Genomic DNA, 24,091 nt, shown 5'->3' with positions numbered 1-24,091 from the left:
TGCCGGTGTCGGGCACAGCGTGGTCAGGTTGTCCCAGAGGGGTTCGCGGCGAACCACTGCCGGGCGTGTTCGATATCCTGATGGATCGCGGCACGCAGCGCGTCGAAGCCATCAAACTTCAGTTCCGGGCGAAGATAGTGCCGCAACGACACTTCGATATGCTGCCCGTACAGATCACCGTCGAAATCCAGCAGGTGCACTTCCAGCCGCCAGTCGCGGCCGTTCACTGTCGGACGCGAGCCCATGTTGGCCACGGCCGGATGACGGACCAGACCGGGGCCGTTCACCGTCACGGCAAACACGCCGGTGATCGGCACACGCAACTGGCGCAGCGGCAGGTTGGCCGTGGGCACATCAATGGTACGGCCCAGTTTGTCGCCGTGATGCACCCGGCCACTGATGCTGTAGGCGTGGCCCAGCAGCGCTTCGGCCAGCGGTAACTCACCCGCCGCCAGCGCAGCACGGACACGGGTGCTGGAAACTCGCCCGCCATCGTACTCACAGGTCGGCGTGTCCTCGACACCGAAACCGTACCGTTGCCCTGTTTCCCGCAGATAGGCGAAGTCCCCTTCCCGGCCACTGCCGAAACGGAAGTCGTCGCCGACCACCAGATACTGCACACCGAGACCGTCCACAAGCAGGTCGCGGACGAACTGCTCGGCGGACTGGCTGCGGAAGCGGTCATTGAAACGGGCGCAGAACACCCGGTCCACCCCCATCGCCGCCAGCGTGCGCAACTTGTCACGCAGCGACATCAACCGCGCCGGCGCTTGCCCGGGGCAGAAAAATTCCGTCGGCTGCGGCTCGAACAGCATCACCGTGCTGGCCAGACCGCGCGCGCGCGCCTCGGCCTGCACCCGTTCCAGAATCTTCTGATGCCCCAGATGCACACCATCGAAATTACCGATGGTGGCGACACAGCCCTGCTGCTGCCGGCGCAGATTGTGAATACCGCGTATCAGCTCCATGCCGGACCTTCTGACAATGAGGGCGAGATTATAGGTGTCAACGCCGCAGGTGACGAGGCCTGAGGCCCAGCGCCAGCAACGCCACGGCATAGACCAGGACGCCGCAGAGTACCACGGCCAGCAGCCACAGCGCGCGCTGCCAGGCCAGCCCGGTGAACCAGACGTCCGTTTGTGCCGACAGTGCGAAGATCGCCGCCGACATCAGGCCGCCCGCCACCAGCAATCGCAGCAGCAACATGCCCCAGCCGGCCTGTGCTTGATAAATACCGGCCTTGCGCAGCCCGTACCAGAGCAGGCCGGCATTGAGCCAGGCCGACAGCGCCGTGGCCAGTGCCAGCCCCATGTGCCGCAGGTGCCAGACCAGCATCAGGTTGAAGGCCATATTGGCCACCAGCGCAATGATGCCGATCTTCACCGGCGTGCGCGTGTCCTGGCGGGCAAAGAACCCCGGCGCCAGCACCTTGATCAGCATGAAGGCGACCACACCAAAGGCGTAGGCCCGCAGCGACAGCGACGCCTGGTTCACATCGAGGACGGAAAACTCCCCATAAAGGAACAGCGACGCCAGCAGCGGCTCGCTGATCACCGCCAGCGCCAGCGCTGCCGGGAAGCCGACAATCAGGATCAGCCGCAGCCCCCAGTCGAGGGTGCGCGAAAACTGTTGCGGCGCATCCGCCGCATGGGTCTTCGACAGGCTCGGCAGGATGACAGTGCCGATAGCGATGGCGAACACGCCCAGCGGCAGTTCCACCAGCCGGTCGGAATAGTACAGCCAGGTGACACTGCCGGTTTCCAGCAGCGACGCCAGCACGGTATCCAGCAGCAGGTTGATCTGGCTGACCGAGACGCCAAACAGCGCCGGCGCCATCAGCGCCATGATCTTTTTTACGCCCGGGTCCTGCCAGGCCATGCGCGGGCGCGGCATCAGCCCCAGCCGGGCCAGGAACGGCAGCTGGAACAGCAACTGCACCATGCCCGCTGCCAGCACGCCCCAGGCCAGCGCCACCGCCATGCGCTGCTCCGCGAACAGCGGCGCCAGGAACAGGGCTGCGGCGATCAGACACAGGTTCAGTAGCACCGGCGTGAACGCCGGCACCGCGAAACGGCCCCAGGTATTGAGGATGCTGCCGGCAAACGCCGTCAGCGAGATAAAGAAGATATACGGGAAAGTGAGCCGCAGCATTTCCACGGCCAGGGCGCGCTGGGTCGGGTCATCGCCAAAGCCAGGGGCGAACACCGAGATCAACACCGGCGCCCCCACCACGCCAATCACCGTCACCATGATCAGTACACTGCCCAGCGTGCCGGCCACCCGGTCCACCAACAGCTTGGAGGCGGCCAGCGAGCCGCGCGTCTTGTACTCGCTGAGCACCGGGACAAACGCCTGGTTAAAGGCGCCCTCGGCGAACAGCCGGCGCAGGAAGTTGGGGATCCGGAAGGCAACAAAGAAGGCATCGGTGCCGGCAGACACGCCCAGCAGGCGCGCCAGCACCACATCACGCACCAGCCCCAGCACACGAGAGAGCAGGGTCATGCTGCTGACCACCAGCGTCGAGGCCAGCAGGCCACCGCGCCGGCGGGGAGAATCAGGTTGGGCGGGTTCGCTCATGGCTGCTCCATCAAACCGCGCAAGCGTAGCGATTCGGGGCGTCGTACGCCACTGCAAACCGGCGGTTTTGGGCGCCGCCAACCATTGACATTCACCCCCGGCATCGGCATAGTTGCGCGTCTTTCCGGCCCGTCCAGCATCCGCTTGTCGTGCCGGTCGCTGAAAGCCCCATGATCCGGGGCTTTCAGACGATGACAACCCAATTCGACAGGAGCAGGACCTTGGCTAACTCACCGCAAGCGCGAAAGCGTGCTCGTCAGGCGGAGAAGCGTCGTCAGCACAATGCAGCAATGCGCTCCATGGTGCGGACCTACCTCAAAAAGGTAAACGCGGCCATTGCGTCCGGTGACCAGCAGTCCGCTCAAGCAGCGTATCAAACGGCTGTATCGGTCCTGGACAAGGCCACCCGCAAGGGCAAGTTTCACCCGAACAAGGCAGCTCGTCACAAGAGCCGCATGAACGCGAAGATCAAGGCACTGGCCGCCGCCTGAGGCAGCAGCCAATGCCAGCGGCGGGCTTCGAGCCTCTGGCCGCGAATATAAAAAAACCGGCTTCGGCCGGTTTTTTTATGTCTTGAGCTCACCGCCCACCGCTGTCATCCGTCACAGGATGACCAGATTATCCCGGTGAATCAGCTCCTCTTCATTCATATAGCCCAGAATGGCCTGAATCTCGCTGCTCTTCTTGCGACAGATCAGCGCCGCTTCCTCGTGATCGTAATTCACCAGCCCGCAGGCAATACGCCGGCCCTGCTGGTCTTCGCAGGCCACCATCTCGCCACGGGAAAACTGGCCATGGGCACTGACCACGCCCACCGGCAGCAGGCTGGAGCCCGCTTCGCGAAGGCGCTGTACGGCGCCATCATCCAGCACCAGCCGGCCGCGCATCTGCAGGTGGCCAGCCAGCCATTGCTTGCGGGCATTGTAGGCTGAGGTATCGGGCAGCAGCGTGGTGCCCGGCGCTTCCCCGGCAGCCAGCGCGGCCAGCACTTCCGGGCTGCGACCGCTGGCGATGGTGGTCCGCGCGCCGCTGCGGGCCGCCAGTCGGGCAGCGCGGATCTTGGTGATCATGCCGCCGCGCCCCAGGCCGGAGCCGGAATCACCGGCCACTTCCATCAGGCGCGGGTCGGACGCCTGGGCTTCACGAATCAGGGGTGCACCCGGGTCCTGGCGCGGATCACGCTCGAACACACCGCTCTGGTCGGTGAGAATCACCAGCCGGTCGGCCACCACCAGATTGGCCACCAGCGCGGCCAAAGTGTCGTTGTCGCCAAAACGGATTTCGTCGGTGACCACGGTGTCGTTTTCGTTCACCACTGGCACCACATTCAGGCCCAGCAGCGTCACCAGCGTGGAGCGGGCATTGAGATAGCGGGTGCGGTCAGACAGATCATCGTGGGTCAGCAGCACCTGGGCCGTGACCAGACCATGCACCTGGAAGCGCGATTCCCACGCCTGCACCAGCCCCATCTGGCCCACCGCAGCAGCGGCCTGGAGCTCATGCACCGAGGCAGGCCGGCTGCTCCAGCCCAGGCGGCGCATGCCCTCGGCCACCGCGCCAGAGGACACCACCACCACCTCGATGCCCTGCCCGCGCAGGGCCACCATCTGGTCCACCCAAGCCTGCATCAGGACCAGATCCAGGCCCTGGCCATTGTTGGTCAACAGGGCGCTGCCGATCTTGATGACCCAGCGCGCGGGGGCCTTGTTGTCGCCGCTCATGCTCGTCCTACGGTTTGTAAATGATCTCGACGTCGTGATCATCGTCGTCGAAGTCGTCGTCATCGTCGTCGCCGAGCTCCTGGTTCGCCAGCCGCGCCAGGCGAGCCTCGGCCTTGATCAACTGCACCCGCTCGCGCGCCTCGCGCTCCAGCCGCTCACGCAGCGAGCGCTGTTCGGCAGCGTATTCCGGCTCTTCCTTTTCCCGTAGCCGGCGCTCCTCGATCGCGTTCATCAGGGCGAACGACAGCTCCTGTGTGCCTTCGCCGGTGGCGGCAGAAATCCGGTACACCGGGCCATCCCAGCCAAGACGCTTCACCAGGTCCTGGCACAGGTCGTCGCGCAGCTCTTCAGGAATCAGGTCGAGCTTGTTCAGTACCAGCCAGCGCTCCTGATCCGCCAGCGCCGGCGAGAATTTTTCCAGTTCACCGATGATCGCCTCGGCGTGCGCCACCGGGTCACTGACATCCAGCGGCTCCACATCCAGCACGTGCAGCAGCAGGCGCGTCCGCGCCAGGTGCTTGAGGAAGCGGATACCCAGGCCGGCGCCTTCGGCCGCGCCTTCGATCAGGCCGGGAATATCGGCCATGACGAAACTGCGGTAGCGGTCCACTTTCACCACGCCCAGGTTCGGCACCAGGGTGGTAAAGGGGTAATCGGCCACTTTCGGCCGTGCCGCGGACACCGTGCGGATCAGGGTGCTCTTGCCGGCGTTGGGCATGCCCAGCAGCCCCACGTCCGCCAGCACTTTCAGTTCCAGGCGCAACTGGCGCGACTCACCCGGCGTGCCCTGGGTGGTCTTGCGCGGCGCCCGGTTCACGCTGCTCTTGAAATGGATGTTACCCAGCCCGCCGCGACCACCCTTGGCCACCATGACGCGCTCGCCGTCACGGGTCATGTCCGCCAGCACTTCATCAATATTGGCGTCCAGCACCGTGGTGCCCACCGGCACTTTCAGCACGATATCCTCGGCCGATTTGCCGGTGCATTGCCGGCCCTGGCCGGGGGAGCCATTGCGGGCACGGAACAGCCGCTCGTAGCGATAGTCCACCAGCGTGTTCAGGTTGCTGTCGGCTTCCAGCCACACGTTGCCGCCGGCCCCGCCGTCACCGCCGTCCGGGCCACCGTACTCGATGTATTTCTCACGGCGGAAACTCAGGCAGCCGTCGCCACCCTTGCCGGCGTGCACGTCGATGATGGCTTCGTCTACAAACTTCATGGCGATCGCCCGCGCGGGCGCTCCTTCATTGCTGTCTTTGTCGGATCGGCTGATCAGTCTATGCCACGACCCAGAAACCAAAAAGGCCCCGACGGATTACCCGACGGGGCCTTGTCGGCAGTGACCGCGGCCTCAGGCAACCGGCTCGATGGTCACGAACTTGCGGTTCTGCGGACCTTTCACCAGGAACTTCACCCGGCCTTCGGCGGTGGCGAAGATGGTGTGGTCACGACCCAGGCCGGTGTTCTCACCAGCGTGGAAGCGGGTGCCGCGCTGACGCACGATGATCTCACCTGCCTGCACAACCTGGCCGCCGAAGCGCTTGACGCCAAGGCGTTTACTTTCTGAATCGCGGCCGTTACGGGTACTACCGCCAGCTTTTTTGTGTGCCATTGTTCAATACCTCTCGCTGTGCCCGGATCAGCCGGCAATACCGGTGATCTTCACTTCCGTGAACCACTGACGGTGGCCCTGCTGCTTGCGATAGTGCTTGCGGCGACGGAATTTGACGATCTTGATTTTCTTGTGGCGGCCTTGCGACACGACTTCGGCGGTCACTTTGGCGCCGGAAACCAGCGGCTGGCCTACGGTGATGCTGTCGCCATTGGCTACCAGCAGCACTTCGCCGAACTCCAGGGTTTCGCCTTCACCGGCTTCGATTTTCTCGATGCGCAGCAGATCGCCTTCTTCCACGCGATACTGCTTGCCACCGGTCTTGATGACTGCGTACATGATGCACTGACTCCGAGCGGGTCCCCGGTGGCGAGCCTGCCGGCCCTTGAGAGGGCAGGAGCAGCCTGCTTGAAAGCCACGACGACGGTTTCTTCAATAGCCCTGCCCGCAAGACGGCCCAGGGGGTATAAGGGTCGCGGATTTTACGCCATTGCAGGCCGCCACGGCAAGCATTCTGCGGGGCCGCCCTCTGCCGCGCCCGGAATGCGGCTTTCCTTGGGAACCTCTGAATAACTCCCCGGTGGTTCTGGCTTTCCGGGCGGCATCTGATCAAGGCGCGACTTCGAAGGCATAGCGGGCTACGTCGAGAAGTCGCAACGCGGAGCAGGTGCCGCCCGGAAAGCCCCGCAGGGCGGGCGCTACAGCACGCATTAGCCGCGTTGCGTCGCTTGACAAGGGCTACGGCCACTATGTGCCCCGAATGGGGTATTGCCGGCGCGCCGCGCCTTGCTACTGCATGCTGTAGCGCCCGCAGAACCACCGGGGAGTTATTCAGAGGTTCCCTTGACTCAGCGCCCCCCACTGTTAGCATTGCCGCGAACTTGCGCCCGCTAACCAGTTAGCAACGCAGCAGTAGCTCCACTGGCCCCACTGGAACCACACGCCTCATGGATTTCAAAGCCATCTCCGCTCCCGTGGCGGACGATTTCGATGCCGTCAACCGCTTCATCCAGAGCCATCTGGATTCCAGCGTGCCGATGATCCGTGAGGTCGGCGAGTACATCATCGAGGGCGGCGGCAAGCGCCTGCGCCCGCTGGTCTGCCTGCTCAGCGCCCGCGCCAACGGCTACCAGGGCGGCTTCCATGTGAACATCTCGGCGGTGATCGAGTTCCTGCATACCGCCACCCTGCTGCACGACGACGTGGTGGACGAGTCCGGCATGCGCCGTGGCCGCCCGACCGTGAATGCGGTCTGGGGCAATGCCGCCAGCGTGCTGGTGGGCGACTTCCTGATTTCCCGCGCCTTTCAGTTGCTGGTGCAGGTCGGGCACCCGGTGTTGCTGGACATCCTCTCGCTGAGCACCAACGTGATTTCCGAGGGCGAGGTGCTGCAACTGATCAACTGCCGCGACCCGGACACCACCGAAGAGCGCTACATGCGCGTGATCCACCACAAGACGGCGAAGATGTTCGAATCCGCCGCACAGACCGGCGCCGTGCTGGCCGTCGAGGGCGACGCCGCCACCGGGCGCGCGAAGAAGGTCTTCGGTGACTATGGCCGCCACATGGGTATCGCCTTCCAGCTGATCGACGATGTGCTCGACTACACGGGCGACGTCGCTGCGCTGGGCAAGAACGTCGGCGACGACCTCGCCGAAGGCAAGCCGACCCTGCCGCTGATCTACACCATGCGCGAGGGCACCCCGGCCCAGGCCGAGCTGATCCGCAATGCCATTCGTACCGGCGGCCTCGACCGGCTGGACGAGATTATTGAAACTGTCCAGCAGGCCGGCGGTCTGGAATATACGCGCCAGCTTGCCCGCCAGCACACCGAGATCGCCCTGAAGGCCCTGGCCGACGTGCCGGACTCCCTCTACAGGCAATCACTGGAACAACTGGCCAGAGAAGCCGCCGCACGCCAGTTCTGACCCCCATACGGCACGGAGGAACACCCATGATGTCCCGCACCCTGCTTGCCCTGCTCAGCGCCACCCTGCTCAGCGCCTGCGGACTCAGCCCGCAGGTCGTGAACCTGGCCCCGTCGCCTGCAGTGGAAAGCACCAATGTCGGCGAGAACCGCCCGGTGTCCGTACTGGCCCGCGATGCCCGGGAGAAAGACGAGTTCGGCTCCCGGGGCGGCATCTATCCGGAAACCAGCCTGATCCGCCCCGGCAATGACGTACCCAAGGCCCTTTATGATGCGGTCACCGCCGGCCTGCAGGCCCAGGGGTTCAACGCCTACAACCCCACCGACGACGCCACCGGGCTGGAAGTGCGCCTGACGGAACTGAGCTACACCCCCGGCGAAGGCAATCTGGTCAACCGTGTGCAGGTCAGCGCGACAGTGGAAGCCATCGCCAGCCGGCCGCAGGTCGAACATACCGGCCGCTACCAGAGCAGCGTGACCCATGACATGCCGCTCACGCCCAGCGCCTCGCGCAATGAGGAAATGATCAACGACGTACTGGAGCGCACGCTGGCGCGCCTGCTCAACGACCCGAAAATGCTGTCCTTCCTGGCCGGCAACGACGAGCCCTGAACCATGGCGGGCCCGCGTGTCGTGATTACCTATTGCACGCAGTGCCAGTGGTTGCTGCGTGCCGCCTGGATGGCGCAGGAACTGCTACAGACCTTCAGTGATGAACTGGCCGAGGTGGCCCTGCGCCCTGCCACCGGTGGCGTGTTCCGCGTCGAGGCAGACGATACGCTGGTCTGGGACCGCAAGGCCGAGGGCGGCTTCCCCGAAATCACCGAGTTGAAACGGCGGGTACGGGATGTGGTCGCACCCGGGCGCGAGCTGGGGCATATCGACCGGAAAACGCCTTAGGGCCCGTTGATATAGCCTGAGGCACCTCATCGAAGAGGCTTTTTCAGTCAATCGTCCTGTCCCAGCGCCTCTACCACCACACCCCCGTCATCCACCCGCACCACGAAGCGGATCGGATTGCAGCACACCGAACAATCCTCGATGTAGTCCTGCTCGCCTTCGCTCGGGTCCACCAGCACCTCGATGGCTTCCCAGCAATAGGGACAGGTGACGGTGACCGGTTCAAGCTCATGCATGCATCACTCCCGACGTTTCAGGCGCAGCGCTGGCTCAGACGATCGCGCAGCGCCGGCAGCCAGGCCGGCTGCTCATTGCCCCAGGGCTCCGGCGTGCCTTGGCCCCATACCGGACCGGGCCAGCAGGCATCGCCACTGCGACGCGCAATGATGTGGATATGCAGTTGCGGCACCAGATTGCCCAGCGCGCCGATGTTCATTTTTTCCGCCCCGGTCAGGTTCTGCAGGTGCAGGCTGCAGCGGTTGACCATGTCCAGCAGCGCGTGCTGGGCGTCGTAATCCAGTTCGTGCCATTCCCGCAGACCGGGCTTTTTTGGCACCACGACCACCCAGGGGAAACGGCGATCATTCATCCAGCGCAGCCAGTATTCCGCTGTCTCACCAATGGCGTGGGTATCCGCCTCCAGGCGGGGATGCAGCATCACGGGTTCGCTCACCCGGTACCTCCGTCAATACAGAAATAGGATCATGCCCGGTAATCGGTCGGGCTCCTGCCGGTCCAGCGGCGGAAGGCGCGGGCAAAGTTCGAGGCATCGGAATAACCCAGCATCAGCGCGATGTCATCCACCGTGCTGCTGGTCTGGGTCAGGTGCTCCACTGCCAGCCCCTTGCGCAGGTCATCCAGTATCTTCTGATAGCTGGTGCCCAGTTGTTGCAGCTTCCGTTTGAGAGTGCGCGAGGACATGTGCAGTTCCGAAGCTGCTTCATCCACACTCGGGAAACGCCCTGAATGGCTCAGCACAATGCGTCGCACCTGCCCGAGCAGGCCCGGTGGTGCCTTGATGGTGGCCAGTTCCTGCTCGCACTGGGCGGCGGCCATGCTGGCCAGGCGCGGGTCGGCAAAATGCAGCTTCTCGTTCAGTTTCCAGGCCGGGAAACGCATCTGGTGGTAAGCGCAGTCGAACAGGCAAGGGACCGGGATCAACGGCTTGAGCTGATCAAAATAGTGCGGCTTGGGATAAGCGAAACGCAGCTCACCATCGTCAATGGGCATGTCCGGCAGCACCTTCATGGTCATGAAATGAAAGCTGCTGAACAGCCCCTCCACCAGAAACGGCGCCAGGTCATTCAGGGAAATCAGTTCCTCAAGCTGCAACGCGGCCATGTCACCGTCGATCACCAGTTGCAGGTCAAGAATGGTGCTGCGCGTGCGGAAATACTTCACCGCCAGTTCGATGGCCTCCCCCAGCGTCTCGCTGCTGAGGGCGGCATAACCAAGAAAGCCGTGTGTGGACATGGTCATGGCCGCGCCGAATTCCCAGCCCAGCCAGTCGTCGCCGGTCAGCGACAGCGCGCGGCGAATCACCTTTTCCAGTTGCTCGGCGGACACGCGTGCGCCCGGCTCGCGCCACAGCGCCGGCTGCACGCCGGTATCGCGCAGCAGGTGTTCCTGCGGAATGCCCCGCTTCTCGAGGATGCTGATCAGCAACGGGACGTACTCCGCGGCAAAGGAATACTCTTCCGGGTTCATTTTCAGAATGGTCATGCCTTGCAATCCCTCAACACGGGCAGCGTACCGCCTGTTTCTCGCTGGCCCAAAATGACCGACCCCAGAAAGATACCTGTGCGATCCCCCGCTCCGCAAGCCATCATCTGATAGCGGATTGCCTCTGGGGATGCCCAGGCCGGGCGGCAAAGCCAATCACGACCGTGGACTTTCCGGTCATGGGCAGGCCCGACGCCGCATGCGAGGCTGCCCGCAGCGACACACAACAGGAGCCCCTCATGACAGATCTGGCAGGCAAAACGCTCTTCATCACCGGCGCCAGCCGTGGTATCGGCAAGACCATCGGCGTCCGCGCCGCGCGCGACGGCGCCAACATCGTGCTGTTCGCCAAGACCACCGAACCACACCCGAAGCTGCCCGGCACCCTGTACACCGCCGCCAAGGACATCGAGGCCGCCGGTGGCAAAGCCCTGGTGTGCGTGGGCGACATCCGCTTCGAAGACCAGGTGCAGGCCGCGGTGGATCAGGCGGTCAGCACCTTTGGCGGCATCGACATCCTGGTCAACAATGCCAGCGCCCTGTCGCTCACCCCTACCGAAGCCACGGACATGAAGCGCTTCGACCTGATGCACCAGATCAACACCCGTGGCACGTTCCTCGCTACCCAGCGCTGCCTGCCGCACCTGAAACAGGCCGGCAACCCGCATGTGCTGAACCTGGCGCCGCCGATCAAACTGAGCGCGCACTGGTTCGCACGGCATTGTGCCTACACCATGGCCAAATACGGGATGAGCCTGTGTGTCTACGGGATGGCGGAGGAATATCGCGGCAAGGTGGCATTCAACGCGCTGTGGCCACGCACGGTGATCAATACTGCCGCCGTACAGAACCATATCGGCGGCGACGCCAGCATTCGCCTGGCGCGGCAGCCAGAGATCATGGCCGACGCCGCGCACGTCATCCTGACCCGGGACGCCACCACCTGCACCGGCAACTTTTTTATCGACGAACAGGTACTGCGCGAGAACGGCGTCGAGAATCTCAGCCATTATCAGGTGGACCCGTCATTGCCCGAGTCACAACTGCTGCCGGATTTCTTCCTCGACTGACAAGCCCGGGCGCTGGCGTCACCGGCAGGTCACAATAATTGTCACTATCTGCCGGGCCAGGGAGGCACTGCCGGCGCCAGCGTGGCGGCTCGCCCGCCGATGACAAGTATCACATTGATTTAATTAAGAAAACACGAGATTCACGGGATGGCATGGTTCTGGCATAACTCCCCCTGACGACAGCCGGGGGGCAGTTATGGGCAAAGTCATCAGCATCGAAGAGAAAGCACCGGAGCAGGCACTGGAGCAGTTGCAGCGGCTCACCGGACTGGATTTCAGCCAGTATCCGGAATCCCTGCTCAGCGCTCCGGTCAGCAATGGCGATGCCGACAGCATCCGCCTGCAGGCCATGCATCCGGCGCCGGATTGCCCGGCACCGGCCAGTGCGCAAACAGCCAGCGCTGACCCGCTGCTGCGCAAGGCCTGAGATCAATAATTGGAAATCAGCTTGTCCGTGCGGCTGAGCGTGCTGCCACGACGCTGCACATACAGCTCCTCCACCACAAACCGCATCTGCGGGTTTCCCAGCACCAGCACCACCTGCACCTGTTCCACCTTGCCGGTGAAGCGCAGCCGCACCATGCCGGACAACAGCGCGCTGCCATCGGCGCGGATCTCCGTGCTGTCCACCCGGGCGCGATGCTCCCCGGCCTCGTCGCTGTAGGTAATCAGCAGTTCAAGCGCGCCTGTGGCACCGGTAACCCGGACCCAGGATGCAACGTTGTATTCTCCTTCCCAGATGCGCAAACGCGCGGGCCGGCCTTCTTCCCATATGCGGTCCGGCACCTTGGCAATGAACTTCTCGATCATGCGCTCTCCAGAAACATGGCTACGCAGTGTCGCAGTCTAAAGGGGCGGGGGTGAAGCCGCTGTGTACCAATCGTACGCCAGGCCATGACACCAGTCACAGGCCCCCGGCACCACCACCGGTCTGCCTGCCCCACACGACTGTGTGATTGTCGGACAGCCACCCGGCACCCCGGTTCCATGGTCGTTATTCTGCGCCCACCGCATGACAGACGATTGCCCTGCATCAAGGCCGCTGTCAGGCACGGAACATCTACCGCAGACACAGAGAAGGAATTGAGTGATGGGCGAGCTGAAGAACCTGCGTGAACAGCAAGAAAGCATCGTGGCACGCGCCAAAGAAGTGAACCGCAAGATCTATCTGGCTGGCCTGGGCGCCTATTCCAAAGTGGAAGGCACCTCCGGCGAGTTGTTCGACAAGTATGCCGAAGCCGGCGCCACCGAGCTGGGTGAAGCCGCTGCTGGCAAGCCGAAAGCCCTGCTGGCCGGCCGCGGCCTGCTGAAAGCAGCTGGCGAACTGGTGGAATCCGCACCGGAGAAACGCAAAGAGCTGTACCAGCGCTTTCTGGAAACCGGCCGCAAAGAGCGTGGCGAGAAAGCCGAAGCCACCAGCGAGTACCTGCTGGCCGGCATCGGCGCGGTCCTGACCGCCCGCGAAGAAAGCCAGAAGCTGTTCAACGATCTGGTCAGCGCCGGCGAACAACGCGCCTGATATCAGCATGCAACACAGCACCACAAACGGGGGCCTGATGGCCCCCGTTTCTGTTTCCCCCTCCCCCGCGGGCCTTGCCGCCAGCGCTTTTGACCCGGCAGGCCGTTGACACCCCGCGCCGCAGGTCGCAGATTGCCGTATTGAACCTCGCATGCCTTACCTGTACTGCCGCGCCGGCAGGGACGACAGCGCAGAACAACAACGGAGCCTGAACGTGGCCAGAGACAAGTCCTCCTTCCGCACCACCACCCAGGCGGGCCGCCTGCTGCGGCTGACCGGGATGACCACGTCGATCGCCTCGCGGGTGGCGGGCCATTCCGTAAAGAGCCTGTTCCAGTCCGATGAAGCCCGGCAGAAAGACCGCGAGAAACTGATGCGTCACATTGGCCGGGAAGTGGCCAGCACACTGGGCGAAATGAAAGGCGCGGTCATGAAGGTCGGCCAGATCGCCTCACAGATGCAGGATCTGCTGCCGCCGGAAATCGCCGACGCCCTGTCGGTGCTGCAGAAAGCCTCCGCCCCGATGCCCTTCTCCGTGATCCGCCGCCAGATCAAGCGCGAGCTCGGCGATGAGCCGGCAGCGCTGTTTGCCGAGTTCTCGGAGCAGCCGTTTGCCGCCGCCTCCATCGGGCAGGTGCACCGCGCGCGCCTTCAGGATGGCCGCGACGTGGTGGTGAAAGTCCAGTATCCGGCCGTCAAGGAATCGATTGATTCGGACATGCGCCACCTGCGCCGCATTCTCAGGCTCGGTGGCCTGCTGAAAGTGGAAGAGGCCACCCTCGACGCGATCTTTCGCGAGATTCGCGATCAACTGGAAGAAGAACTGGACTACCGCCAGGAAGCGGACAACCTGCGGCAATTCCGCGCCTTCCACGCCGATGAACCCTGGCTGGTCATTCCCGATGTGATCGACAGCCACAGTAGCGACCGGGTGCTGACGCTGACCTTCGAGCCCGGCGATGACCTGGACACGGTGCGCACCAGCGACGCCTACGACCAGCCCCTGCGCAACCTGCTCGGCGAACGCATCTTCGATGCCATCGGCCGGCAGATGTTCGTGTTGCGTGCGGTGCACTGCGACCCGCATCCCGGCAATTTTGCCTACCGCCCGGACGGCAGCATCGTGATGTACGACTTCGGTGCCATCAAGCGCATGGATGAGGAAGATATCGCCGCGTTCCGCGACCTGACCCAGGCAGCCTACGAGGACGATATCCCGCAACTGGAGCAGGTCCTGTACCGGCTTGGCATTCGCAAGACGCAGGGCCCGGCCATCAGCCGCGAGTTCTACATGCGCTGGGTCGACCTGCTGCTGCCGCCGTTCGGTGCGGAGCCATTCGATTTCGCCAACTCACGCCTGCACTTGCGGCTGGCCAAGCAGACCCGCGACACGCCCTGGCGTTACCTGGAGTCCTTCCAGCCATCGGCGCGCACACTGCTGGTCAACCGCGTGCTCGGCGGGCATTACTGGACCATGGTGAATCTCGGCGTGGTGGCCGCCTTCCGGCCCAACGTCGAGCGGTTGTTCGAGGCCAGCCAGGCGAATGCCTGAAAACAACAGCGCGTCTGCCTGCTGAAATATAAACGGGCCGCACAGCGGCCCGTTTCAGACTGAGGACAAACCCCTGTTTTTATGAATCACCTCTTCGAGGCGATATAAAAGTGGGTGGTCGCATTCCAGGTTGCAGCCCTATGGCTATGCAAGTGGAGGCTATCACCAGAAAAACAGCGACTCTTTGCCCTGGGTGGATAATTTTTTAGTAGAAGAATGGCTGCCGAGGTTTGTCAGCAGCCTGAAACGGGCCGCACAGCGGCCCGTTTGCTCTTCCATGAGCCGGCCACCTCCCTGTGGCCGACCCTCTGCCATCCCGGACAGAGTGCTGCACGGATCAGAACGCGGAGCGGAAGCCCACGCTGATGCCGTTCAGTTCATAGTCGTCCTTGTCCAGATAACGCATGTACTCCACGTTCATGCCGAATGTTTCGGTGAGATTGAAATCCACACCGGCGCCGTAGGACTCATCATTGACGGTATCGGACTCACGCTCGATCGACCCCAGCCCAGTGGTGAATTTCGCTTCGCCCTTGGCCTCGGTGTAGCCGCCCACGATGTACGGCCGCACCATCTCGCCCACCGGGACCGAGAGCTTTACGTAGCCCCCGTACAGGCGGTCCAGATCGAATTCGGCGTCACCCAGCGCTGTGCTGCGCTTGTCAGAGCTCACGCCGGTGGCACCACGGGCTTCCAGCCCGATGAAGTCATTGAACTCGATACCGGCACGCAGCGTCACGCCATCAGGCTTGAGCTCCTCGTCAGTGTCATCGCTTTCAAACTGGAACTGGGTATAGTTCAGGCCAATGTATGGCCCCGCCGCCATCGCCACGCTGCTGCTACCCAGGGCAATGGCCGCCAGTAAAAGCTTGACAGAATTTCCGTTCTTCATGTGCTCCTCCTGCTCGGTAGTGACATCGCTTTCGAGAGCCATCCTACGGCATCGGTTCAGTGATTTTCGGACCAGATGACGGCCCTGTGACCAGATCGCGGAATTAACACTGTTTGCGAAAAACAGTGTAAAACAGCGGAACACCACGCGCGTTTCACTGCATCCGACGTACGCGGTTGGGTCGGGACCGGGGACCGGCTACTATCACGCCATTCAGGGACAGGGAATGGACCGCTATCGCATGCCTACAGGCTACCGCTTGCCAGGCCCCATCGGCCTGCTGATCTGGCTGTGCCTGTTGAGTTGTCACGTCCAGGCCCAGGGCAACAGTGCACTGCCGGCGCAGACACTGACCGATGCGCACAGCTACTACAGCACTCTCGCCCTGCGCTGGCTGGACGATACCCAGGACGTGCTGACACCGGAACAGGCGCTCGCCCGGTTGCTTCGGGGTGATGGAGAGCAGCTGGATATCAACTATCCGACGCTTGGCTTCCGTACAGGCCCGCAATGGTTCCTGCTGCGCCTGAACAATCTCTCTGCCCAGCAGGACTGGCTGCTGCAGGCCAGCCGACCTCATCTGGATTACCTCGACCTGTATCAGCTTTCACCGGATGGCACGCTGCTTTCGCACTACCTGATCGGCGATCGCGTCCCGTTCGACAGCCGGCCGGTGCCGCATCGGGCGCTGGTATTGCCGCTGACACTGTCGCCAGGCGAGAACCTGGTGCTGCTGCGCGCCCAGGGCCGCAATGTGATCGAGATGCCGGTGGCCATCATGACGCCACTGGCACTTCAGCAACGGGACAGCCGCCACCAGCTCCGCTACGGGTTCTACTACGGCGCCATGCTGATCATGTGCCTGTTCAACCTGTTGATCTTCGTCTCCATGCGCGACCGCAGTTTCCTGCTGTACGTGCTCTACCTCGGCACACTGGGCCTGAACCTGTTTGCCCGCGACGGCCTTGCCTATCAATGGCTGTGGCCCCAGGCGCCCTGGTGGAACCATCACAGCCTGCCGGTGCTGAACCTGCTCTCGGTCGTCTTCTCGATCCTGTTCGCCCGCAGCTTCCTGCAACTGTCCCGCTATCGCCCACAACTCGACCGGGTGCTGCTGTTCAGTGCGCTGGCCATTGCCTGCATGGCGCCGCTGGCGCTGGTGCATTTCGGTTTCTGGATTCAGGCGTCCACTGCACTGGTGCTGCCCTGGGTCATCATCATCATGCTGATCGCCGGCAGCCAGGCCCGGCGCGGCTACCGGTCCGCGCGCTATTTCCTGCTGGCGTTCATGACGCTGGCGGTCGGCACCTCGCTGTACGTCCTCAAGGTGTTTCAACTGCTGCCGGGAAGCTGGCTGCTGGAACAGGCCATGCAGCTCGGCGCGACCCTGGAAGCCCTGCTGCTGTCCTTCGCGCTGGCGAACCGCATGACCACGCTGAAAGAAGAAAACGAGCGTATCCAGCGCGAAGCCAACGAGGTACTGGAGCAGCGCGTGCGCGAGCGCACGCGTGAACTCAACGAAGCACTCAGTGCGCGCAGCGAATTCCTGGCGGTAATGAGCCACGAGATCCGCACACCACTGAACGGTATCATCGGCACGCTGGACCTGCTGCGCGACAGCGGCCTCAACGACGCACAGCAACAGCACCTGCATGTGATCGAACAGTCCGGCAACAGCCTGCTGCAACTGATCAACGATGTGCTCGACTATGCGCGCATCGAAGCCGGCAAGATGCCGCTGGAGGAAACAGCTTTCGCGCTGCCACGACTGGTGGAGGAATGCACAGCGCTGTTTCGTCACCGTGCCACCCTGTGCGGCAACACACTGGCACAGCAGATAGAGCTTTCCGGCATCGAGGATGTTCGCGGTGACCCGATGCGGTTGCGGCAGGTGCTGGTGAATCTGGTCAGCAATGCGGTGAAATTCACCGAGAACGGCCACATCCAGGTGCGCGTGCGCCGTGAAAGCAGCAACACGGACTACGTGCAGTTTGAAGTGGAAGATACCGGTATCGGGATCCCGGAGCACAAGCTGCCGCAACTGTTCGAGCATTTTCACCAGCTCGACAATTCCACCAGCCGTCGCTACGGCGGCACCGGCCTGGGCCTGGCGATCTCACGGCAGCTGGTGGAAATGATGGGCGGCGAGATCGGGGTCCGCAGCCAGCAGGGCAAAGGTTCCTGTTTCTGGTTCCGCATGCCGCTGCCCGGCGCGCACCAACTGAGCGAACATCCGGTGCCACGCATGCCGGAACATCCCATGCCGCGCGCACGCCTGCTGATTGTCGACGATAACCATATCAACCTGATGGTCGCTGAAGGGCTGTGTCGCAAACTCGGCCACGAAGTGGACGTGGCAGAAAGTGGCATGGAGGCCATCGCCGTGCTGCTTGGTGGCGACCATGATTTCGACCTGATCCTGATGGATTGCGAAATGCCCGACATGGACGGCTTTGCCACCGCCCGGCAAATCATCCAGCTACAACAGGACGGCCGGCTGCCGCAGATGCCGATCGTGGCGCTCACCGCCCACGCTGTGCCGGACAAGATACGCGCCTGCCACGAAGCCGGCATGATCAGCCATATTGCCAAACCGATTACAGCGGAAAAGCTCGACCGGGGATTGCGCGCGGTGCTGGGCCGCTAACGCACGGGAGCTCACCGTACATCGCGCAGCAACAGATCAACAAATCGTTCCAGTTGTGCCAGGTTGCGGCACGGCAATGCCTGCCGGCAATACGGTAGATAGGCCGGCATCTCCGAATCACCACTGCCCCAGCGGTTGCGCCCTTCCGGGTTCAGCCATAGCACCTGCCGGGCGCGCTCACTGATCTGCTTGAGCCACTGCTGCCCCGGCGGCAGGTTATTGTTGCGCGCGTCGCCGAGAATGATCACTGTGCTCTGCTTGTCCAGCACACCCTCGCAATCCACCCAGAACTGCGACAGCATGCCGCCGTAGTCGGTGCCGCTGCCGGCATACTCCGCCAGCACACGATCCACCGCCCCGGCAGCCTGGCCCGACGGCCCGGAAAAATAATCCGTGACCTCGCCAAAGCGCGAGGCGAAGGCAAAGCTGCGCACCCGTGGCAACACCTCGTTGACGGCATAGAGAAACAGCAGCAGAAACCGCGCGGCGGCCGCCACGGAGGATGACACATCGCAAATCACGAACACGCGCGGCCGGGTACGGCGCACTCTTTTCCAGTGCAGCCGTACCGGCAGGCCATCGTGGCGCACGCTGCTCATCAGGGTACGGCGCGCGTCCAGCATGCCGCGCTTGGCTTTTTTTCGGCGCCGGGAATGGGTCGCTATTAATCGCTTTGCCATCCGTTGCACCAACGCCTGCACGTCACGGAATTCATGCAGGTCACGCAGGTTCACATCACGCATGGCCTGCTCACGCAGGCGCTGACCTTCGGCACGCGCCTGCAACAGGAACTCGCGATTGACCTGCTCCAGCACCTGCTGCTGCAGCGCCGTGCGTGCCGAGCGCAACGGTACGGCGCGCGGATCGCCCTCTCGTTCCAGCGCCATCAGTTCTTCATCCAGCGCCTCGGCGCCCATTTCCCGCATCACCCGGCGCGCAAACAGCCCTTTTTGTGTAATCACGCGGATCTGCCACAGCCCGGCCGCTCGCGCCGCCTGCGCCATGCGCGCGGAAAGCTGTGCCTCGTCGCCCTGCGCCAGCATCTGGCCCAGCTCAGACGTGACGCCCTGCATGCCGCCGCCGGCACCGCCACCATCCGATTCCCCACTGCCGCCTTGCGGCGGCTCGGCAGCAGGCGGCGTGTTTGCCGTCTCCCGTGGCCGCGCAAAGGCGAAGAAATCATCAAAACACTGTGCAAAACGCAGCTTGTCCTGTTCGGTCTTGGCCAGTGCCAGCGACAGCCCCGCTTTCAATCGCCCGCGATCGACGTACCCCAGTTGCTCCGTTACCCGCACCGCATCCAGCGTCTCCGCCGTGGACACGGGGACCCCGGCCCCACGCAGCGCCTTGACGAATTCGGTCAGGGTATCCGTGGCCATCAGCGTTTCAGCAGCCGGGTCATGTCCGCACGGGCGGTGACAAGGTCTTCCTCATACTTGAGCAGCAGCCGCAGTGTCGCCTCCACCAGTTCGGGGGTCAGGGATTGTGCATGCAGCAGAACCAGCGCGCGCGCCCAGTCGAGCGTTTCCGACACGGCGGGATGTTTTTTCAGATCCATGGCGCGCAACCGCGACACGAACGTGGCCAGTTGTTCACGCAGGCCCGCCGCCACTTCCGGCACACGCGCAGCAATGATCTGCTGCTCCAGCCGGATGTCCGGAAAGGGAATGTACAGATGCAGGCAGCGGCGCTTGAGCGCGTCGGACAACTCGCGGGTGTTGTTGCTGGTCAGGAACACCAGCGGTTCATTGCGCGCCGTGATGGTGCCCAGCTCGGGGATGGAAATCTGGTAATCGGACAACAGTTCCAGCAGGAACGCTTCAAATTCCTGGTCGGCCTTGTCGATCTCGTCGATCAGCAACACCGGCGCCTCGTCCGACCGCAACGCCTGCAACAAGGGACGCGGCTCCAGAAAATCCTCGGAATAAAACGCATCACCGAAACCCGCCAGGCGCTGCATGGAGTCCGTCAGTGTCTGCGCATCGCCGAGCACATCGCCGAGCTTCTCTTTCAGCAGTTGCGTGTACAGCAACTGCTTGCTGTATTTCCACTCGTACAGGGCGCGGGTTTCATCCAGCCCTTCGTAACATTGCAGGCGGATCAGGGGAGCTTCCAGAAACGCGGCGGAGGCCTTCGCCAGCTCGGTCTTGCCGACGCCGGGCGGGCCTTCCACCAGCACAGGCTTGCGCAATTGCGCGGCAAGAAACACCGCCATGGCGATGTCGTCGTTGCAGATATACCCCTGGCGGGCAAAGTTCTCGCGGACCTCGTCCACCGAGGCAATGCGGGTTTTCACTCAGCGTCTCCTGACAGCGCGGGATGGTGATAACGCGGGTGTCAGGCAGTGTAAAGCACAGCGGGGAGGGGCGTCCTGACCAAAACGATCAGGGCAGGTTCAGGCTGTTCCGGCCTGATCAGTGCATGATGATTTCGTCACCGTAAAGCACACGCGGCAGCTCCATCATCTCGTCCAGGTCATCGGATTCCTCCGCCTGCACTTCATAGCGCGACGAGGTGACCTGGCCGTCGATCATGTCAGGGATGGCGTCGAGAAAGGCGTCCACGTGATCAGAGGCAAAATGGGTTTCCAGCGCAGCCAGTGAACGCCATTGCTGCCAGATCATGATGACCTCAGGCCGGTCAGCCTGCACATAGACTTCATAGGAAAGGCAGCCGTCCTCAGACCGGGAGGCCTCGGCCAGCGCCTGCACCAGCGCCACCGCTTCGTCCCGATGGTCTTCTTTGACCGGAATTTCGCCTTTGACAATGATCATGCGTGACTGATAGCGCCTGCCTGGGTTACAAGGCGCGGGAGTCTATCACACTCCGCCCCCGGACGCCGCAGGGGCCTCCTGCAGCGCCTCCCGGAAGAAGCCGAGCACGCGATCCAGCGCCTGGCGGGTCGGATGGCCGGCCTCGTCCACGAGATCGGTGGTCACCACCGAGTGCGCCACCGGCACGATACCGTGCGGGTTGCCGGGGCGGGAGGAGATCTCGATCCCCTCGAAACCCGGCCCGAGCCGCTCGCGCAGCGCCTTGAAGCGGCTGCCGCCGCACAGGGTATCGGCCGTGAAGCGCAGCCCCAGCACCTTCAACTGCTCCTCGTCCATGCGCTGGCGCAGGCGCGCCACATCGGCCGGCGCCAGGTGCACCGCCCGCCGCAGGCCGGGCGTCAGGCCCAGCGGCAGCGAAGGCTGGCTGAGCACAGGGGCCTTCACCCAGGGATCCAGTGCCAGTGCCAGCGCGAAATTGCCGGTCAGGCACATGCCGATGGCACCCACGGCACCACCCAGTTCCTCGTGCGCAGCCCGGCTCAGACCGCGCAGGAAATCAGTCACCGGGCTGGTGCGGTTGGCTGCCAGCACGGAAAATTCCTTGCGCACACAGGTCATCGCCATCTGTTGCGCCACGTAGCCCGGCGAAAAATGCCGGCCCGGCGTGCCGAACAAACTCGGCATCAGCACAGTGAAACCTTCCGCCGCCACACGCCGGGCAAAACGTGCCACTTCCGGCGTGATACCCGGCACCTCGTGCACGATCAGCACCGCCGGCCCTTCGCCCTGCCGAAACACCGGGTAGGTATAGCCGGCATGGGTGAATTCACTGACGCTGAAATCCGTCAGGGTGTCGTCGTCACGAAGGGGGTGGAGAATGCTCATCCCTGGGCTCCCGAAGCGGTGGAAAACCGCGATTGTATCGCGGTCGCCACCGCCAGGTGGGCCAACCGCCGTCAGCCGCTGAACACCACACTCGCAGCCAGCGGGTCACGCCCGACGCGGGTGCGGTTGGCCGGCACGGCGACGTCTTCGTATCCGAAGCTGATGCCGCACAGGATGGCGGTGCTGTCGGGCTCATCGAACACCTCGCGCACGTCGTCCGGGTAGTAACGCATGCTGCCCTGGGCACAGGAGCCGATACCAAAGGCCGTCATGGCCAGCATCAGGCTCTGGATATACATGCCCACATCCAGCGCTACCGTGACGCCGAAGCGCCGGTCCATGCCAATGAACACCACATGCGGCGCATCAAACAGTTCAAAGTTGCGCAGCACGGCGCGTGTACGGCCGGCCTTGTCGTCGCGGGCGATGCCCATGTTGCTATACAGCTCGACGGCGCAATCCACCTGGCGGCGCCGGTATTCACCCTCGAAGGTGGGCATGGCTTCAAAATCGGGATTGATCATGATGCCGTTGCCGGCCTTCTCGACCATGCGCGCACGCAGGGTGTCACGGACGCTGCCGGAGGCCACCAGGGCGCGCCAGGGCTGGATATTGCAGTTGCTGGGGGTGAGTTGTGCCAATGCGAATACGGCATCCAGTGTCTCGCGGGGCACCGGTGTGTCGAGAAAGCCGCGCACGGAGCGGCGGGTGTGCAGGGCCTGCTCCAGGCTCATATCGGCGGCGGTCATGGCGTCTCCTTGGGCGAATGCAGAGCACGCACTATAGGAGCGGCACAAAGGCGGGGACCATGGCGAAAGCAACCACGGCGTGGGCAGCCGCGACACTTCCGCCACCCTGAGTGTGCAGTCACTTACTTCGTGAGACTTACGCTATGCGGCAACACCGGCCTCGGCGTCCCGCAGCGCCGAGCAGATTTCCGCGATCACCGGCGCCGGTGCCCGGCGCAGGGCCGCCTCCGGCACCATGCCGAAACGGTCACCACAACAGGCACAGAGCACCAGGTAGGAGACCCCCAGCGGATCGGACGGGTCGTCCTGCTCGCGCACCACCCAGCGCTCCGCCTTCGCCCGCTGGCCGATGTCATGGTAGTAGTCCAGCCCGAGCGGCCGTGACGGTTCGAAATCGAAGGTGGCAGGACAGCCCTGGCAATTGAGCCACATGTCGTACAGGGCAGCTGCATCATAGGGATCACAGGGATTGAAGTGCATCGCTGACTCCACGAATCAGTGAGTTATCTTCACTTTTTAAAGTAGCCACTCATGATCAGCAAGGCCGTTCGTCACGTTTTTATCAGCCCCGTCATGAAGTTATGGGATAAACCTCACAAATCCATCAACTGTCAAGTCGCATGCCTGCCGCCATCGCCCGCCCGCCCAGAAATACCATCTGCAGTTGCACCTCCAGGCGCGGCAACTGCAGGGCGCGGGTGTCCGGTGACATATCCAGCGCCAGGATGCCGAAACCGAACATGATCGCCACCGCCGCCTCGGCTTCCGCCTCCACGTTCACCGGCACCTGGACACGAGTGGCGACCACTTGCCGCACGTCGTCGGCCAGCTCTTCCACCAGCAGTTGCAGCGCCCGGTGGATACGCTTCTGGTACACCGGCGATGGCCCCAGGCGCTGACGCACCAGCAGGCGGAACTCGATCTGATGATCGTCCAGATAGCGGATAAAGCGCTCTATCATGCTGCGAATCGCGGTGGTGGCCTGTCCCTTGATCAGCGCCTGCCGGCCTTCGCGCATGCGTTCACGCAGGCGGGTGCAGGCCTGCTCCACCAGCGCCAGCCCGAGCGCCTCCATATCCGGAAAATGGTTGTACAGGGACGTCGGCGCCAGGTCGGCCGCACGCGCGACTTCGCGCAGGCCCAGGCTGTCCAGGCTGCGGCCCTCCGTGATCAGCGACAGCGTCGCCAGGAGGATACGTTCACGGGTATGTTGTTTCTTTTCAGCGCGGGAAAGCGTACTCATGGCTGACTCATAAGCCTATATTCGCAGAACAGTTGTTAGCCTATATTGATCAATCTGACATCACAACTTCTTATTTTGTGCTTTTTTTGTACTGATTATTGACAGGCGACTCTTTCGACACCAGAATTCGCCGCACACTTGTTAGTCGAAATGCCCACTTGGCAAAAAACCTGCAAGGCATCCGGCGGCCTCCGCTGGACGGCTGTCACATGGCGGGGCGACTATCACACAGGACAATTACGGCCGCCCGCAGGGGCGGGACAGCGTAGCCAGCCAAGGGCGCCGAGAGAGAGCGCCAGGCCAC

Annotated in this window: 27 protein-coding genes; 9 read left to right on the top strand and 18 right to left on the bottom strand. The window is 63.3% G+C overall.

All coding sequences use genetic code 11. The features are described from left to right. Positions 1-23 precede the first annotated feature (23 nt). Together ribF and murJ are read right to left on the bottom strand one after the other, a co-directional pair. Positions 24-968, bottom strand: a complete 945-nt coding sequence (ribF, locus tag S7S_RS03225) for a bifunctional riboflavin kinase/FAD synthetase (RefSeq protein ID WP_008739928.1) — start codon at positions 966-968, stop codon at positions 24-26. 37 nt (positions 969-1,005) lie between these two features. Next, positions 1,006-2,577: a murein biosynthesis integral membrane protein MurJ gene (gene murJ / locus S7S_RS03220; protein WP_008739938.1), complete on the bottom strand. Its 1,572-nt coding sequence runs from the start codon at positions 2,575-2,577 to the stop codon at positions 1,006-1,008. 221 nt (positions 2,578-2,798) lie between these two features. On the opposite strand from murJ, the gene rpsT reads away from it, so the two are divergent. Beyond that, a complete protein-coding gene (rpsT, locus tag S7S_RS03215) occupies positions 2,799-3,068 on the top strand; it encodes a 30S ribosomal protein S20 (protein WP_008739940.1) in 270 nt (89 codons plus the stop codon). A gap of 111 nt (positions 3,069-3,179) precedes the next feature. Here the strand turns inward: rpsT and proB are convergent, their stop codons facing one another. The 4 genes from proB to rplU all read right to left on the bottom strand — a co-directional run bounded on the left by proB (position 3,180) and on the right by rplU (position 6,246). Continuing rightward, positions 3,180-4,298, bottom strand: a complete 1,119-nt coding sequence (proB, locus tag S7S_RS03210; protein ID WP_008739942.1) for a glutamate 5-kinase — start codon at positions 4,296-4,298, stop codon at positions 3,180-3,182. A 7-nt stretch (positions 4,299-4,305) separates the two neighbouring features. Beyond that, positions 4,306-5,514: an Obg family GTPase CgtA gene (gene cgtA, locus S7S_RS03205; RefSeq protein ID WP_008739943.1), complete on the bottom strand. Its 1,209-nt coding sequence runs from the start codon at positions 5,512-5,514 to the stop codon at positions 4,306-4,308. Between the two features lie 132 nt (positions 5,515-5,646). Further along, positions 5,647-5,907: a 50S ribosomal protein L27 gene (rpmA, locus tag S7S_RS03200; protein ID WP_008739944.1), complete on the bottom strand. Its 261-nt coding sequence runs from the start codon at positions 5,905-5,907 to the stop codon at positions 5,647-5,649. Positions 5,908-5,934: 27 nt separating this feature from the next. Continuing rightward, positions 5,935-6,246, bottom strand: a complete 312-nt coding sequence (gene rplU, locus S7S_RS03195; RefSeq protein ID WP_008739945.1) for a 50S ribosomal protein L21 — start codon at positions 6,244-6,246, stop codon at positions 5,935-5,937. A 608-nt stretch (positions 6,247-6,854) separates the two neighbouring features. On the opposite strand from rplU, the gene S7S_RS03190 reads away from it, so the two are divergent. From S7S_RS03190 to S7S_RS03180, 3 genes are read left to right on the top strand one after another with little or no spacing between them, the layout of a single operon-like run. Continuing rightward, positions 6,855-7,835: a polyprenyl synthetase family protein gene (locus S7S_RS03190; protein ID WP_008740378.1), complete on the top strand. Its 981-nt coding sequence runs from the start codon at positions 6,855-6,857 to the stop codon at positions 7,833-7,835. A gap of 26 nt (positions 7,836-7,861) precedes the next feature. Next, a complete protein-coding gene (locus S7S_RS03185) occupies positions 7,862-8,446 on the top strand; it encodes a YajG family lipoprotein (RefSeq protein WP_008740376.1) in 585 nt (194 codons plus the stop codon). Between the two features lie 3 nt (positions 8,447-8,449). Continuing rightward, a complete protein-coding gene (locus S7S_RS03180; protein WP_008740374.1) occupies positions 8,450-8,734 on the top strand; it encodes an Rdx family protein in 285 nt (94 codons plus the stop codon). Positions 8,735-8,781: 47 nt separating this feature from the next. On the opposite strand, the gene S7S_RS03175 is transcribed toward S7S_RS03180, so the two are convergent. The 3 genes from S7S_RS03175 to S7S_RS03165 are packed head-to-tail and all read right to left on the bottom strand — an operon-like array spanning position 8,782 to position 10,456. After that, on the bottom strand, positions 8,782-8,970 hold the full coding sequence (locus tag S7S_RS03175) for a CPXCG motif-containing cysteine-rich protein (RefSeq protein ID WP_008740372.1): 189 nt from the start codon (positions 8,968-8,970) through the stop codon (positions 8,782-8,784). Positions 8,971-8,987: 17 nt separating this feature from the next. Further along, positions 8,988-9,407 carry an HIT domain-containing protein gene (locus S7S_RS03170; protein WP_008740370.1) on the bottom strand — a complete coding sequence of 140 codons (420 nt, stop codon included), beginning with the start codon at positions 9,405-9,407 and terminating at the stop codon, positions 8,988-8,990. 29 nt (positions 9,408-9,436) lie between these two features. Continuing rightward, a complete protein-coding gene (locus S7S_RS03165) occupies positions 9,437-10,456 on the bottom strand; it encodes an AraC family transcriptional regulator (RefSeq protein WP_008740369.1) in 1,020 nt (339 codons plus the stop codon). Positions 10,457-10,695: 239 nt separating this feature from the next. Here S7S_RS03165 and S7S_RS03160 point away from each other — a divergent pair, with 239 nt between their 5' ends. After that, a complete protein-coding gene (locus S7S_RS03160) occupies positions 10,696-11,526 on the top strand; it encodes an SDR family oxidoreductase (protein ID WP_008740367.1) in 831 nt (276 codons plus the stop codon). A 196-nt stretch (positions 11,527-11,722) separates the two neighbouring features. Beyond that, complete coding sequence (locus tag S7S_RS03155; RefSeq protein ID WP_008740366.1) at positions 11,723-11,953, top strand: hypothetical protein; 231 nt, start codon at positions 11,723-11,725, stop codon at positions 11,951-11,953. A 2-nt stretch (positions 11,954-11,955) separates the two neighbouring features. On the opposite strand, the gene S7S_RS03150 is transcribed toward S7S_RS03155, so the two are convergent. Beyond that, positions 11,956-12,336: a hypothetical protein gene (locus S7S_RS03150; RefSeq protein ID WP_008740365.1), complete on the bottom strand. Its 381-nt coding sequence runs from the start codon at positions 12,334-12,336 to the stop codon at positions 11,956-11,958. Between the two features lie 280 nt (positions 12,337-12,616). On the opposite strand from S7S_RS03150, the gene S7S_RS03145 reads away from it, so the two are divergent. Continuing rightward, positions 12,617-13,045, top strand: a complete 429-nt coding sequence (locus S7S_RS03145; RefSeq protein WP_008740364.1) for a phasin family protein — start codon at positions 12,617-12,619, stop codon at positions 13,043-13,045. A 151-nt stretch (positions 13,046-13,196) separates the two neighbouring features. Further along, positions 13,197-14,597: an ABC1 kinase family protein gene (locus S7S_RS03140; RefSeq protein ID WP_008740363.1), complete on the top strand. Its 1,401-nt coding sequence runs from the start codon at positions 13,197-13,199 to the stop codon at positions 14,595-14,597. A 337-nt stretch (positions 14,598-14,934) separates the two neighbouring features. Here S7S_RS03140 and S7S_RS03135 read toward each other — a convergent pair whose 3' ends face one another. Further along, positions 14,935-15,489 carry a porin family protein gene (locus tag S7S_RS03135; protein WP_008740362.1) on the bottom strand — a complete coding sequence of 185 codons (555 nt, stop codon included), beginning with the start codon at positions 15,487-15,489 and terminating at the stop codon, positions 14,935-14,937. 226 nt (positions 15,490-15,715) lie between these two features. On the opposite strand from S7S_RS03135, the gene S7S_RS03130 reads away from it, so the two are divergent. Next, positions 15,716-18,136 carry a hybrid sensor histidine kinase/response regulator gene (locus tag S7S_RS03130; protein WP_008740360.1) on the top strand — a complete coding sequence of 807 codons (2,421 nt, stop codon included), beginning with the start codon at positions 15,716-15,718 and terminating at the stop codon, positions 18,134-18,136. An 11-nt stretch (positions 18,137-18,147) separates the two neighbouring features. Here the strand turns inward: S7S_RS03130 and S7S_RS03125 are convergent, their stop codons facing one another. From S7S_RS03125 to S7S_RS03095, 7 genes are all read right to left on the bottom strand, one after another. Continuing rightward, complete coding sequence (locus S7S_RS03125; protein WP_008740359.1) at positions 18,148-19,515, bottom strand: vWA domain-containing protein; 1,368 nt, start codon at positions 19,513-19,515, stop codon at positions 18,148-18,150. Further along, positions 19,515-20,432: an AAA family ATPase gene (locus tag S7S_RS03120; protein ID WP_008740358.1), complete on the bottom strand. Its 918-nt coding sequence runs from the start codon at positions 20,430-20,432 to the stop codon at positions 19,515-19,517. Before S7S_RS03120 ends, S7S_RS03125 begins: the two co-directional genes overlap by 1 nt. A gap of 118 nt (positions 20,433-20,550) precedes the next feature. Then, the gene (locus tag S7S_RS03115) at positions 20,551-20,910 is read right to left on the bottom strand and encodes a putative quinol monooxygenase (protein ID WP_008740357.1); all 360 of its coding nucleotides are present in this window, start codon (positions 20,908-20,910) and stop codon (positions 20,551-20,553) included. 45 nt (positions 20,911-20,955) lie between these two features. After that, positions 20,956-21,795, bottom strand: a complete 840-nt coding sequence (locus S7S_RS03110; protein ID WP_008740355.1) for a dienelactone hydrolase family protein — start codon at positions 21,793-21,795, stop codon at positions 20,956-20,958. Positions 21,796-21,866: 71 nt separating this feature from the next. After that, a complete protein-coding gene (locus S7S_RS03105) occupies positions 21,867-22,544 on the bottom strand; it encodes a nitroreductase (RefSeq protein WP_008740354.1) in 678 nt (225 codons plus the stop codon). Positions 22,545-22,685: 141 nt separating this feature from the next. Then, positions 22,686-23,024, bottom strand: coding sequence for a hypothetical protein (locus S7S_RS03100; protein WP_008740353.1), 339 nt, complete (start codon positions 23,022-23,024; stop codon positions 22,686-22,688). Positions 23,025-23,148: 124 nt separating this feature from the next. Then, on the bottom strand, positions 23,149-23,787 hold the full coding sequence (locus S7S_RS03095) for a TetR family transcriptional regulator (protein ID WP_008740352.1): 639 nt from the start codon (positions 23,785-23,787) through the stop codon (positions 23,149-23,151). Positions 23,788-24,091: the final 304 nt, after the last annotated feature.

This window comes from Isoalcanivorax pacificus W11-5 (genome assembly GCF_000299335.2).
Lineage (GTDB): Bacteria > Pseudomonadota > Gammaproteobacteria > Pseudomonadales > Alcanivoracaceae > Isoalcanivorax > Isoalcanivorax pacificus.
This window is presented reverse-complemented; position numbering and strand designations above follow the sequence as displayed.